The following is a 12,352-nucleotide window of genomic DNA, read 5'->3' as shown; positions in this document are numbered from 1 at the left end:
TTCAATTAAAAAATGAGAAAGTATCGTTTATTTCTTCCTTTGGAATGTACGTTTGGTCCCATCCTCGAGCTTCAGATCGATCTGAATCCGCTGATAATCATCATCTAAATTAAAAGCAGCTAATAGTTCATTTACATACGCTTCATTGATCTTTGCACTAGGAATCGGCATATCATTCAGCTTCATCTTCATCTCGCGCAAGGCTTCTTCCCCTTCATAGCGGACCCCATTCATATGATCACGAATGATTGCCTCCTCTTTGCCTCTTGCCTGACGGTAGGTCGCTTCGTATAATTCGTTTTTCTGTCCATATTGTACATGCAGATGCATATGCTGAAATGGCAGTTCCTTCATTTGAACAGCTGACAGACTTTCTGCTTCTGCTTCATGTGTTTGTTGTAACGGTTCAATTGATTGACAGCCGGACAGCATAAAGAGCAGCACTCCTATTCGTCCCGCCTTCTTCCAACACATCATGTGTTTCCTCCTATTTCACAGCATCGCTTTTTATTCTTCTCCAGGCTCCTTTTTGTTATTCAATAAAACAGCTCACTATGATAAATTTAAACAAAAAGGAGAACCGGATGATGAAAAAAACAGCCATTGTAACTGGTGCCAATAGCGGCTTCGGTAAGCTCATCACGATGCGTCTCGCCAAGCGGGGCTATACAGTGATTGCAGGCGTCAGACAGGAAGCCAATGCAAAAAAGCTCGCTGAAGAAATCGAGCATGCCTCTTTATCCGGCATGATACATATTGAAGCATTAGATGTGACTGATACGCAGTCGATTCAAGCATTTCAGAAGAAACTTCATGCCTATGCACCTATTACACTGCTTGTGAACAATGCGGGAACAGCCTTTGCTGGTTTTGCGGAGGAGGTTCCTGTTGACACGTACCGCCAGCAATTTGAAGTGAATGTCTTCGGTGTGATGGAAATGACCCAAGCGGTGCTGCCGTTTATGACGAGCGGCGCAAAGATTTTCAATATGAGCAGTATCAGCGGATTAATGGGAATGCCTGCACTTTCTCCATATGTATCCTCTAAGTTTGCGTTGGAAGGCTATACAGAAAGCTTACGGATTGAACTAGCTTCGTTGGGTATCCAGGCAGCCTTAATTGAGCCGGGCTCTTTCCAAACAAATATTTGGAATACCTCCATGAATGAGCAAATGATTCAGCCAGCAGAAGGATCAAAATACACAAAACTCTACCAAAAGATGATGGCCCATATTGATACCCAGAAATCAAACTATGGAGATCCTTGTGAAGTGGCAGAGCTTGTTGTTCGGTTAGCAGAGAAGAAGCGGCTGAAACGGCTGAGATATCTTGTTGGAAAAGGCGTACGACTTTCGTTCACAGCCAAACAGCTTCTGCCGTGGAACATGTGGGAACACCTCATACTGCGTACACTCTCTTCAAAAAAATAAGCACAAAAAAACAGGTGGATATGTTGACCTCCACCTGTTTTTTTCATTTATTCGCTCTCTGACTGTCCAAGGGTAATATCTAGATTTTTGTTCTTTCCTTCACGGATGACAGTCATTGTGGTTTTATCGCCGACTTTTGTTTCTTTGTAAAGAATTTCTTTCAACTGAGAGCTGTTCACTACATCTTTACCTTTGAACTTGATGATGACATCCCCAGATTTCAAGCCTGCTTTTTGAGCAGGTGAACCTTTTGAAACATCCTTTACGTAAATGCCTTTGCCGATTTGTTTATCAAATAAGCCGAGCGTATTTTCCTGATACGTCTCAGGCACTTGCTCAAGGTCAATCATTTGTACGCCAAGGTATGGACGTTCAACTTTTCCATTTTTCAACAGCTCATCTACAATCGGTTTGACATCGTTACTTGGGATCGCAAATCCGAGTGATTCCACACCGCTTTCGCTGATTTTCAAGCTGTTAATGCCAATGACTTGACCATCGGTATTGATCAGTGGCCCCCCGCTGTTTCCTGGGTTAATGGCTGCATCAGTTTGCAGTACATTCATCTCCACTGTACCAGATGACGTATTTGCTTCAACAGTACGATCAAGACCACTAATGATTCCTTCTGTCACAGTACCTGAAAACTGTGCACCGAGCGGATTCCCAATGGCAATGACTTTATCTCCAGCACGAAGCTTAGAAGAATCACCAAAGCTCGCCACTTTATCAATGCCGTCTGCATTTATTTCAACAACGGCTAAATCTGTCATGACATCACTGCCGACAAGCTTTGCGTCTTTTGTTTTTCCATCATATAGTGTGACCTTTAATTTATTGGCACCTTCGACAACGTGGTTATTTGTAATAATGTACGCTTTTTTGCCATCTTTTTTGAAGATGACACCAGAGCCTGTTCCAGCTTCAGCTTCTGTTTGATCACCGCTCAAGCCAAACGAATTTTGTGTAGATTGATAGTTTGAGACACCTACAATGGTGGGCTCTAAATCTTCTACCATATCAGCAACATTTGTGGCATTGGTGATTTGTTTTGTCGAGAAATTATCTGAGGCTGCCGGCTCACTTGATGCTGTCTGTGTTTGCGTGTTGGCAGCTGTATCCTGTGACTGCGGCAAAAGCGGTGTAATGCCAAGTACAAGACCCCCGCCAATAATTCCTCCAAGAATCGGGCTGAGCCATGCCGCCTTCCGCTTTTTCTCCTTTTTCGACGCACGGTCATCCACCATTTGATGAGAATGATTTGTCACACTCTCCTGCGCGGCAGATGCTTCGTTTTCATGCTGGTGAAAAACGAGTTCTTTCTCTTTTTCTGGTGCGTCTATTTGTTTCTCATTCTCTTGATGGGTATCTTTTTGCTGATTCATTTCATTTTCTTGATTCGCGTTTTCTGGATGATTCATCTTATTCTCTTCATCTTCTCTTCGGAAATCCATCGCTTGCACTCCTTTACATCATGTTTCATTCATATGTCTAGATAGGACTCAGGTCCTCTTAATGGAAAGATCATTGAAAAATACTTTATGGCAATATGTCAAATTATATAATACTTATTCATAGAAAAAAAGCAAGGTGCGCACATTGATGAAAAGCACCTATTCATCCGCCTTTTGTCTATGCCCTTTTTTCCCTTGACCTTATCATAATCAAACATTATGGGATAATGATGAGAAGAATATGTGAAATTGTGAAAAAAGCGTGTGATTGTTGACATGCCGCCTTCGTATCCCGTTATAATGACGTTGAGAGGATGTGGAAGACTTTGTCGTACACCATATATTTAGTTGAAGATGAACAAAACTTAAATGAACTGTTAACCAAATATTTAGAGAGTGAAGATTGGAATGTCTCCTCTTTTTTAACCGGAGAAGCGGCACGCGAGGCAATGAACAAGCCGCCGCATCTATGGATTTTAGATATCATGCTGCCTGATACAGACGGCTACACCCTCATTAAAGAAATCAAAGCCGCATCACCTGACGTACCGGTCATTTTCATTTCAGCACGTGATGCAGATATCGACCGTGTCCTCGGCTTAGAACTCGGAAGCAGTGATTATATTGCGAAACCGTTTCTTCCGCGTGAACTGATCATTCGGGTACAAAAGCTGCTGGAGCTTGTGTATAAAAACAGTGATACCCCGCAGCAGCAAAGTGTCACAACCGTTTCTTCTTATGTCATTCATGAGGATGTAAGAGAGGTGTATGAAGAGGATCAGCTCATTAACTTAACTTCTAAGGAATTTGACTTGCTGCTTTTATTTACACATCACCAAGGACATGCTTTTTCTCGTGAAGATATCCTCGTCAAAATTTGGGGACACGATTACTTCGGGACAGATCGTGTAGTCGATGACCTTGTTAGACGGCTGCGCAAAAAAATGCCCGACTTAAAGGTCGAGACCATCTATGGATTTGGCTATAGGATGCTGAAAGGATGAAAAACAAACCGCTCGCTTTTCAAATTTGGGTTGTGATCTCTGGCATTTTGCTCACTATTTCCATTGTCCTGATCATTCTATTTTCTAATACATTACGTGACTTCTTCACAAATGAAATTTATAAAAATATCGAAAATGAACAGCAAGTGCTGACAGAATATCCATTAAACCGAGACGGCTCGCCAAAGTCGACACCGGAAAACCGCTCCGTGCAGCACATTTTGATTCCGTCAGATGAATTAGAACAAATGGCGCAGTTTTTTCCACATGCCTTTATTGAGAAAATCCAATCGTTTGTGAAAAAACAAAAAAGCGCAACGAAACGGTATTCTGAAGAGGTGAACGGTCAGCATATCTTTTTTGTCATCAAAAAGGTATCATCAGGCAATACACCATATATTCTTCTGTCCTATGCACCAGATTCTTATCGAGACGACCTGTCCTTTACGCTGTTTAAACAGCTGATCTTTATCTTAGGCACCGTTATTTTATTAAGCTGGATTCCATCGATTTGGCTTGCCCGCTATTTATCCCGACCAATCGTTGCGTTTGAAAAGCACGTCAAACGGATTGCACAAGAAGACTGGGACGATCCTGTTATCGTTGACCGGCAAGATGAAATTGGCAAGCTTGGTCATACCATTGAAGAAATGAGACAAAAACTCATTCAAAAGGATGAAACAGAACGGACACTTTTGCAGAATATTTCACATGACTTAAAAACACCTGTCATGGTCATCCGCGGCTACACGCAGTCCATTAAAGATGGTATTTTTCCTAAGGGAGATCTTGAACAAACGGTGGAAGTCATTGAAGGTGAAGCGGAAAAGCTTGAGAAGAAAATAAAGGATCTGCTGTACTTAACTAAGCTTGATTATTTATCAAAACAACATCCCGCACATTCTTCCTTCCTACTCAGTAATACAATGCTGGAAGTGGTCGACCGAATACGCTGGTCGAAAAATGAATTGCAGTGGAACGTGGACTTAGATGATGAGGCTGCTCTTGAAGGCGATCCAGAACAATGGAGCAAATTATTTGAGAATGTACTAGAAAATCAACTTCGCTACGCAAAAAGTAAGATTGATATTCAGATGAAACAGGAAGAGGATCAAATCCGCATTGTCATTCGTAATGACGGTCCTCCAATTGAAGAACATATGCTGTCCAACCTATACGAACCTTTTAGTAAGGGAAAAAAGGGCGAATTCGGTATTGGATTAAGCATTGTCAAAAGAATCCTTTCAATGCATCAAGCGTCCATATCTATTGAAAATGATGATCTAGGTGTACGTTATACAATCATAGTTCCAAAGAAGAGACTGTAGGTTTTTGACCGCAGTCTTTTTTAGATGAATGAATACCCATTGAAATCACGGTATGTGGCTTTGATCTTTTTACCGGCTTGATACATCCATTTCTTTTCAATGGTTGTCTCTTTCGGCATTTTGACTTTTTCTACTTGAATCCCTTTTGTTCGCAAGCGTCTAATCATATCATCGATTTCTCTCATGGAACATCATCCTTTCACATATTTTGACCAGTTGGTCACCTTACTTTATAATATAAAGAATTACACTGTAAAAAACAAGTTACAATCTGATTAATTTTTGAAAACTTTCGTCGTTTATGACCGATAAGTCACATCTCTTTACGCACGTTTTCTAAGACATTTGTCTTTCGGTAAGAAAGGATGACACTCATATTGAAAAAGAAAGAAAAAATGATCATTGAGGCTGGCATGAAATTATTTGCCAGCAAAGGCTACAACACAACGTCTGTTCAAGAAATTGCGGATGAATGCCACATGTCAAAGGGAGCTTTTTACCTTTATTTTAAATCAAAGGAAGCATTGCTCATTTCGATCCTTCATTACTATTACGATAAGGTATTTACCCGGATTCATGAGGTTCAAACAGAGGGCGGCACACCAAAAGAAGCCTACCGCAAACAGCTCACTGTCTATTATGATAATATTTTGCAGCAAAAGGATTTTATTAAAATGCAGCTGAGCGACAGGGCGCTTCCACTGAATGAAGAAACGCAGCAGCTCGCAAAACAAATTAGGCTTGCGACCGTCCAGCTTCACATTGATAACATTAAACAAGTATATGGAGATGCTGCTATTCCTTATATGGCTGATTTATGTTTGACGATTGAGGGCATGAGCCACGTTTATTTCGAGCTGGCGATTTTATATGATTTTCAGCTGGAAGCAGAAGAACTTGCCACAACCATGATTCATCGTATCGATGATTTGATGGGCGGTATGATGAAGCGAAATGACCTTCCTCTCATTTCTGTAGATCAAGCGAGCGATTGGTTTGGCCCGATTTATGAACGGTCATTCGATCCGCTCACAGAATCTCTTTTAAAGGAATTAAGAGAGATTGCTGAATCACACTATGAAGTGATGAACGAACCTGAATTATTTGAAGCGCTTGGCATTCTAGAAAATGAATTAAACAAACAAAAACCAAGACAAGTCATCGTGAAAGGCATGCTGTACCAATTAAAATTATACGCACCGCTTCAAACCAACTCTGAGTCACTTTTGCGTATTTTGAAAGAGGATCATTTGTAAACACATCACTTTTAATGAAAAAAACCAGGGGCAGCCGCCCCTGGTTTCTTATTTTGCTTTCGGTGTCACCATTTCTTCTGGTTTCACAAATTGCTCGAACTGCTCCTCTGTTAGCAGTTCTAATTGAAGTGCTGCTTCTTTTAGTGTTAATCCTTCTTTGTGAGCAAGCTTCGCAATTTTCGCTGCATTTTCATATCCGATGTGCGGGTTAAGTGCCGTCACAAGCATCAATGAATTGTTCAAGTTTTTCTCAATTGTTTCTAGGTTTGGTTCGATTCCTACTGCACACTTGTCATGGAATGAGTTCATGCCGTCAGCAAGTAATTCAACGGATTGCAGGAAGTTATAAATGATGACCGGCTTAAAGACGTTCAGCTCAAAGTTTCCTTGGCTGGCGGCAAAACCGATTGTTGCATCATTCCCCATGATTTGTGCTGCAATCATAGTTAAAGCTTCACTTTGGGTTGGGTTGACTTTTCCTGGCATAATAGAGCTTCCCGGCTCATTTTCAGGAATGATCAATTCGCCGATTCCACAGCGTGGGCCACTTGCAAGCCATCTCACATCATTGGCAATTTTCATTAAATCAGCTGCAAGTGCTTTTAAAGCACCGTGTGCATACGTAATTTCATCATGGCTTGTCAGCGCATGGAATTTGTTTGGTGAAGAATTGAATGTTTGACCTGTCAGCTGGCTGATTTCCTCAGCAACATATTGACCGAACTCAGGGTGTGCGTTAATGCCTGTACCAACAGCAGTTCCGCCAATTGCCAGTTCTCTCATTTTTTCAGTTGATTCTAGAATCATTTCTTTTGAACGGTCCAGCATGTATACCCAGCCGCTAATTTCTTGGCCTACTGTCAGCGGTGTTGCATCCTGCAAGTGCGTACGGCCGATTTTCACAATCTCTTGATACGCTTTTGCTTTCTCATCAAGAGTTGTTCTTAACTGGTCAATAGCAGGCAGCAACTTTTTGTACACAGCTAAAACAGCTGCCACGTGCATAGCAGTTGGGAATGTATCGTTTGAGCTTTGGCTGCGGTTAACGTCATCATTCGGGTGAATGCTGAACTCACTATTTTTATCTTTCAAATAAGCAGTTGCTCTATTTGCAACGACTTCGTTCATGTTCATATTACTTTGTGTTCCACTGCCTGTCTGCCAAACAACAAGCGGGAAATGCTCGTCATATTTTCCGCTGATGATGTCATCACATACAGCAGCAATTGCTTCTGCTTTTTCGCTTTCAAGGTTGCCAAGACGTTCGTTGGCAATTGCTGTGCTACGTTTCAAAATTGCAAACGCATTCACAACTTCCTTTGGCATTTTCTCAGAACCGATTTTGAAATTTTCTTTGCTTCGTTGTGTTTGTGCACCCCAGAACTTGTCCTTCGGCACTTTGATTTCGCCCATTGTATCTTTTTCGATTCTAAATTCCGTCATTATGTATCCCTCCATAGCTTCTCATCACTCAACTCTATTCTATACAAAAAACGAAAATCCTTTAAGCGTTTTCAATTAAAATTTTATCTTTATTTTAATTTTAGTTCAATATAAACGCGAACATCCTTCGAATATTTGTATTTTGGGTTCGTTTTTCCGTAATCCTTTGATGTATATGTCACCTCATAATGCTTGTCAAACGACTGTAGAATACGGTCGATCTCCTCTTTTGTTCCTGCTAAACGAATCTGTGCCATCTTGTTTCCTCCAAAACCCTCATTCTTTCTTTTACCACAAAATAATGTAACACAGAATATTGTTTTTTCAAGCAGGTAATGCTAAGAAAAAGATTTGAGGCGGGTGATCCTAATGAATCAAACTCCATTAAAAGAGCACTTATACGATAATCTCTCCGTCATCCTTCCACAATTAAAGGAAATGGACGATTTGGTCCATGAGAAAAAAACGCTGCCTCACGGACAGGTTGTTTACTATTTATACATAAAAGAAATGAACGAAACGATGGAGATTCAAACCTTTTTAAAGCTGCTTCTCCAAGATCATACGTCTCTCACAAAAGAGAAGCTGGAATCCAATTTATCGATGATGACCACCCGTTCGGTGAAGACCTCTGAGGAATTGGTCGCTGCGATATTTGATGGGCATTGCGTGGTACTGATTAACGGATTTCAGCATGCGTATATTTTAGAAACGCATGGAACTCAGAAACGCAGTATAGGGGATGCTACCTCTGAAACAGTTGTGAGAGGACCGAAAATTGGCTTTATTGAGGATTTAGATACGAACTTAGCTCTTGTAAGACAGCGCTTGAAAAACCCCGATCTCAAAACGGTTGACATGAAGATTGGACAAAAGAAATACACCCAAGTGACCATCATGTACATAGATGGTATCGCTCAATCGTCTGTTTTAAAAGAAGTGAAAAAACGACTCAAGCAAGTCACCATTGATGATATACAAGACTCTGGGGTTCTTGAGGAACTGATTGAGGACAATGTGTACTCTCCTTTTCCGCAAATCCAAAACACAGAACGGCCGGATAAAGTGGCATCCGCTTTAAATAATGGACGTGTCGCCATTTTTGTCGATCATTCACCTTTTGTGTTAATTGTACCTGCTTCTCTTGCGACGATTATGCAATCACCTGATGATTATTATGAAAGGTGGATCGCTGCCTCTCTCATTCGGATGCTGCGGTTTACCTCTATCTTTCTGACATTATTTTTATCAGCCATTTATATTGCGCTTGTGTCCTTCCATCAAGGGCTTTTACCTACACCTCTGGCTATTTCGATCTCAAGTACTAGAGAAAATGTCCCCTTTCCGCCTATTGTGGAGGCACTCATCATGGAGATTACGATTGAACTGCTGCGGGAAGCTGGTTTAAGGCTGCCAAATCCGCTCGGTCAAACGATTGGACTTGTAGGCGGAGTTGTCATCGGACAGGCGGCGGTTCAGGCCCATATTGTGAGCTCAATCATGGTGATTATCGTTAGTGTGATTGCCCTTGCATCATTCACTGTCCCTCAATATGGGATGGGGATGTCGTTCCGAGTGCTCCGGTTTGTGTCCATGTTTACAGCAGCTACCTTTGGTTTATATGGGATTGTGCTGTTCATGCTCGTTCTCCTTACTCATTTAACACGGCAAAAAAGTTTTGGTACACCTTATTTCTCACCAGATTTTGTGTTCAGCTATAAAAACAAAGACAATTCCATCATTCGATTGCCTTTAAAAAATCAAAAGAAAGGAGAACGATATGGTCAATCATAAAGAGTCGATCACAAGCTATCAGGCAAGTGCCATAATTGCCAATACAACATTAGGTGCAAGTATGATGATTCTGCCACGAGCAATGGCTCAGGCTGCATCTACACCTGACGGCTGGATTGCGCTCTTACTCATGAGTGCCATTTACATTGTGTTTATTTTTGTGAATGTCCTTATGATGAAAAAAGTCCCCTTCTCCTCTTACTATGATTATACAAATGAGGGGCTTGGAAAGTGGATTGGTGCTCTTACTAACCTGCTCATTATTATTTATTTTCTTGGCGTTGCTAGCTATGAAGTACGGGCTATGTCGGAAATGGTGAAGTTCTTTTTGCTTCAAAACACACCTGTAGCGGTGACCATAATCAGCTTTATTTTGGTTGGTCTTTATCTTGTAGTCGGCGGGATTGGTGATTTTGCAAGACTGTGCCCTTTTTTTCTCATTGTCACCCTGATTATCTTATTTATTGCTTACGGACTCAGTGTTCAAGAGTTTAAGTTAGATAACCTCCGGCCTGTTTTAGGAGAGGGCTTCTCCCCTGTCTTCAAATCCCTTAACGCATCAGCCATTTCGTTTGTCGGCATTGAAATGATATTGTTTATGCCTGCCTATATGAACACGCAAAAACACACCTTTGCTTATGGCGCAGTCGGCTTTTTGATTCCTGCGATCATCTATATTTTCACCTATATTCTTGTCGTTGGTGCGTTCACGGTGAAAGAAACGGCGACTTTGACTTGGCCGACGATTGCCTTATTTCAATCGTTTGATATACAAGGAATCTTTATTGAGCGAATCGAATCCTTTTTGCTCATCGTTTGGCTTGTTCAGCTTTATACGAGCTTCGTAGGATATACGTTTTTTGCTGCAATGGGGATATCCAAACTCACAAAATTCCCCAAAAAGATCGTGCTCACGCTGATGGGAATTGTCATCTACTTTGCCGCCATTTTCCCAAAGGATGTTGATACAGTACGTGATTATTTAACTTATGTGAACCATTTATTTTTCCTTTTATTCGGTATCCTCCCGTTTCTCTTATTTATCATCGTGTTTTTGAAAAGGAGGCGGAAAGCAGCATGAAAAAGAAAACGGTCTTTGCATTACTGGCCCTTGTTCTATTAAGTGGATGCTGGGATAGTACCAATATTGAGGAGCTCAACATGGCGATTGGTTATGGCTTAGATAAAGGAGATAACGGTCATAAGCTTAAAATATCTATGCAAGTCCTTGTTCCTCAAAAAATTGAACAAGAATCCAGCGTAAAAGACCCAACAAAAATTATTGAAACTAGTGGTGATTCCGTACATCAAATATTCCGAACAACGACTCTCAAAAGTCATCGGATTTTCGCCCAGCAGCTGAGAGTGTATTTATTTTCTGAAGAGCTCATCAATGAGAATAATTTCGACCTCGTCATTAATCAATTCATTCGTGACAATGAAACGCGGAGAGGAAGCCTCGTCTTTATGACCTCTGAGAAGCCTGGAGACTTGCTGAAAATCAATGACGATGGGCAGCCAGCTTCTTCTACATTATATGATATTTCTACGAATACTAAATCGACTATACGTATGCTCAAGCCCGTTTCATTAGGAGATATTTCTTCTGCTATGCAAAACAACGTATCTTTTGCTGTTCCGAAAGTTGGTGTAGATCAAGGGAAATTAATGCTAGACGGAGCCTCTATTATAAAGAATAGACGATTTCTCACCAACATCTCTCCGTTAGCAGTGCAGTCATACAACCTGTTGACCGGAGAAGGAAAAGGCGGAGTCATTGAATTTGAATATGATCACAGCATCTATTCGTTTGAGATTTTTAAACTGAAACACAACATTGAAACGAATAAAACAGCCAGCGGAAAATATCAGTTTAATGTGTCAGTGGAGCTTGATGGAAGATTATCAGAGGATTGGAATGAGCGGGAAAATGCATTTAATGAAAAGTATCTTCAAGAGATTGAAGGTGTAGTGGAGCGTCGATTAGAGAAAAACGTAAAAGATTTCATTGGGGAATTACAACATGAGATCAAAGCAGATATTTGTGGGTTTTCTCAAAAAGCGAGTATTGCGTATCCAAAGGACTTTCGAAAAGAAGCGAAGCATTGGGATGAGATTTTTAGTGAATCGGACATTCGTTACAAGGCAAATGTGAAAATCCGTGACTTCGGGACTAAGGGCGCAACACAATCTTTATAGAGTATGTTAAAATGGTAAGAAAAAAAGGGTGTCAATCATGAAACGAGCTTTACTTTCGGCCGGCATTCTATTTTTGATTCTAGGGATACTTCTGTTAATCGTTGTATTCATGCAATCAAAAGAAGATTTCTTCATTGAAGCCGACAGCTTTTCAAGCACATTTTTGATCGTGGTTTATTATGGACAAACCCCTGCGCTCCTTCTGTTGGGAGGCGGATTATTCGTCGGACTTTCACAGATCATTGATTTGCAGGAAAAAAAAGCGGCAGCAGCAAAGGAGAGCGTAAAGCTTTTATCCGAAATGAAGAAAACCCTGGAAGAAAAATCGGCCAAGGAGCAGGAGGCTTTTCCAGTTCCTGAGCTCCATCAACTATCCGAACGTCCGATCACAGGACAGAAGGACTAATTTTACGCATGTTCTAGCAGCTTTCACTTGAAAGCTGT

General features: G+C 41.0%; 13 protein-coding genes. 8 read left to right on the top strand and 5 right to left on the bottom strand.

Features of this window, described 5'->3' with window-relative positions; translation table 11 throughout:
- Positions 1-27: 27 nt before the first annotated feature.
- Positions 28-474 (bottom strand): YusW family protein, encoded by a 447-nt coding sequence (locus V6Z54_RS11085; protein WP_196770534.1) that lies wholly within the window; start codon positions 472-474, stop codon positions 28-30.
- A 113-nt stretch (positions 475-587) separates the two neighbouring features.
- Between V6Z54_RS11085 and V6Z54_RS11080 the strand changes: the two genes are divergently transcribed.
- Entirely contained in the window at positions 588-1,430 is an 843-nt protein-coding gene (locus V6Z54_RS11080) for an oxidoreductase (protein WP_206742501.1), read from the top strand.
- Between the two features lie 47 nt (positions 1,431-1,477).
- Here the strand turns inward: V6Z54_RS11080 and V6Z54_RS11075 are convergent, their stop codons facing one another.
- Positions 1,478-2,884, bottom strand: a complete 1,407-nt coding sequence (locus V6Z54_RS11075; RefSeq protein ID WP_305960636.1) for a trypsin-like peptidase domain-containing protein — start codon at positions 2,882-2,884, stop codon at positions 1,478-1,480.
- Positions 2,885-3,210: 326 nt separating this feature from the next.
- Between V6Z54_RS11075 and V6Z54_RS11070 the strand changes: the two genes are divergently transcribed.
- Both V6Z54_RS11070 and V6Z54_RS11065 read left to right on the top strand, forming a co-directional pair.
- Positions 3,211-3,888 carry a response regulator transcription factor gene (locus tag V6Z54_RS11070; RefSeq protein ID WP_041088328.1) on the top strand — a complete coding sequence of 226 codons (678 nt, stop codon included), beginning with the start codon at positions 3,211-3,213 and terminating at the stop codon, positions 3,886-3,888.
- Positions 3,885-5,216 carry a HAMP domain-containing sensor histidine kinase gene (locus V6Z54_RS11065; protein WP_073979040.1) on the top strand — a complete coding sequence of 444 codons (1,332 nt, stop codon included), beginning with the start codon at positions 3,885-3,887 and terminating at the stop codon, positions 5,214-5,216. Before V6Z54_RS11070 ends, V6Z54_RS11065 begins: the two co-directional genes overlap by 4 nt.
- A gap of 20 nt (positions 5,217-5,236) precedes the next feature.
- Here V6Z54_RS11065 and spxO read toward each other — a convergent pair whose 3' ends face one another.
- Positions 5,237-5,401, bottom strand: coding sequence for an anti-adapter protein SpxO (gene spxO / locus V6Z54_RS11060; protein WP_003212782.1), 165 nt, complete (start codon positions 5,399-5,401; stop codon positions 5,237-5,239).
- A 192-nt stretch (positions 5,402-5,593) separates the two neighbouring features.
- Between spxO and V6Z54_RS11055 the strand changes: the two genes are divergently transcribed.
- Complete coding sequence (locus V6Z54_RS11055) at positions 5,594-6,472, top strand: TetR/AcrR family transcriptional regulator (protein WP_041088324.1); 879 nt, start codon at positions 5,594-5,596, stop codon at positions 6,470-6,472.
- Between the two features lie 48 nt (positions 6,473-6,520).
- On the opposite strand, the gene fumC is transcribed toward V6Z54_RS11055, so the two are convergent.
- Together fumC and V6Z54_RS11045 are read right to left on the bottom strand one after the other, a co-directional pair.
- Complete coding sequence (gene fumC, locus V6Z54_RS11050) at positions 6,521-7,915, bottom strand: class II fumarate hydratase (protein ID WP_024423418.1); 1,395 nt, start codon at positions 7,913-7,915, stop codon at positions 6,521-6,523.
- An 89-nt stretch (positions 7,916-8,004) separates the two neighbouring features.
- Positions 8,005-8,172: a YvzF family protein gene (locus V6Z54_RS11045; RefSeq protein ID WP_003213147.1), complete on the bottom strand. Its 168-nt coding sequence runs from the start codon at positions 8,170-8,172 to the stop codon at positions 8,005-8,007.
- Positions 8,173-8,284: 112 nt separating this feature from the next.
- Between V6Z54_RS11045 and V6Z54_RS11040 the strand changes: the two genes are divergently transcribed.
- The 4 genes from V6Z54_RS11040 to V6Z54_RS11025 are packed head-to-tail and all read left to right on the top strand — an operon-like array spanning position 8,285 to position 12,314.
- The gene (locus tag V6Z54_RS11040; protein ID WP_041088322.1) at positions 8,285-9,709 is read left to right on the top strand and encodes a spore germination protein; all 1,425 of its coding nucleotides are present in this window, start codon (positions 8,285-8,287) and stop codon (positions 9,707-9,709) included.
- A complete protein-coding gene (locus tag V6Z54_RS11035; protein WP_073979038.1) occupies positions 9,696-10,790 on the top strand; it encodes an endospore germination permease in 1,095 nt (364 codons plus the stop codon). Before V6Z54_RS11040 ends, V6Z54_RS11035 begins: the two co-directional genes overlap by 14 nt.
- Entirely contained in the window at positions 10,787-11,908 is a 1,122-nt protein-coding gene (locus V6Z54_RS11030) for a Ger(x)C family spore germination protein (RefSeq protein WP_073979037.1), read from the top strand. Before V6Z54_RS11035 ends, V6Z54_RS11030 begins: the two co-directional genes overlap by 4 nt.
- A 37-nt stretch (positions 11,909-11,945) precedes the next feature.
- Complete coding sequence (locus V6Z54_RS11025; protein ID WP_039181321.1) at positions 11,946-12,314, top strand: hypothetical protein; 369 nt, start codon at positions 11,946-11,948, stop codon at positions 12,312-12,314.
- Positions 12,315-12,352: the final 38 nt, after the last annotated feature.

It is taken from the genome of Bacillus sp. MAG717A, assembly GCF_036884855.1.
GTDB lineage: Bacteria > Bacillota > Bacilli > Bacillales > Bacillaceae > Bacillus > Bacillus safensis.
Note: the sequence above shows the minus strand (reverse complement) of the source record. Positions and strands in the feature narration are given on the sequence as shown.

Bases quoted from the DNA above. Each gene is read 5' to 3' on its own strand.
- V6Z54_RS11065 (WP_073979040.1), top strand. From the start codon at position 3,885: ATGAAAAACAAACCGCTCGCTTTTCAAATTTGGGTTGTGATCTCTGGC.
- V6Z54_RS11085 (WP_196770534.1), bottom strand. From the start codon at position 474: ATGTGTTGGAAGAAGGCGGGACGAATAGGAGTGCTGCTCTTTATGCTG.
- spxO (WP_003212782.1), bottom strand. From the start codon at position 5,401: ATGAGAGAAATCGATGATATGATTAGACGCTTGCGAACAAAAGGGATT.
- V6Z54_RS11080 (WP_206742501.1), top strand. From the start codon at position 588: ATGAAAAAAACAGCCATTGTAACTGGTGCCAATAGCGGCTTCGGTAAG.
- fumC (WP_024423418.1), bottom strand. From the start codon at position 7,915: ATGACGGAATTTAGAATCGAAAAAGATACAATGGGCGAAATCAAAGTG.
- V6Z54_RS11025 (WP_039181321.1), top strand. From the start codon at position 11,946: ATGAAACGAGCTTTACTTTCGGCCGGCATTCTATTTTTGATTCTAGGG.
- V6Z54_RS11075 (WP_305960636.1), bottom strand. From the start codon at position 2,884: ATGGATTTCCGAAGAGAAGATGAAGAGAATAAGATGAATCATCCAGAA.
- V6Z54_RS11030 (WP_073979037.1), top strand. From the start codon at position 10,787: ATGAAAAAGAAAACGGTCTTTGCATTACTGGCCCTTGTTCTATTAAGT.
- V6Z54_RS11045 (WP_003213147.1), bottom strand. From the start codon at position 8,172: ATGGCACAGATTCGTTTAGCAGGAACAAAAGAGGAGATCGACCGTATT.
- V6Z54_RS11035 (WP_073979038.1), top strand. From the start codon at position 9,696: ATGGTCAATCATAAAGAGTCGATCACAAGCTATCAGGCAAGTGCCATA.
- V6Z54_RS11040 (WP_041088322.1), top strand. From the start codon at position 8,285: ATGAATCAAACTCCATTAAAAGAGCACTTATACGATAATCTCTCCGTC.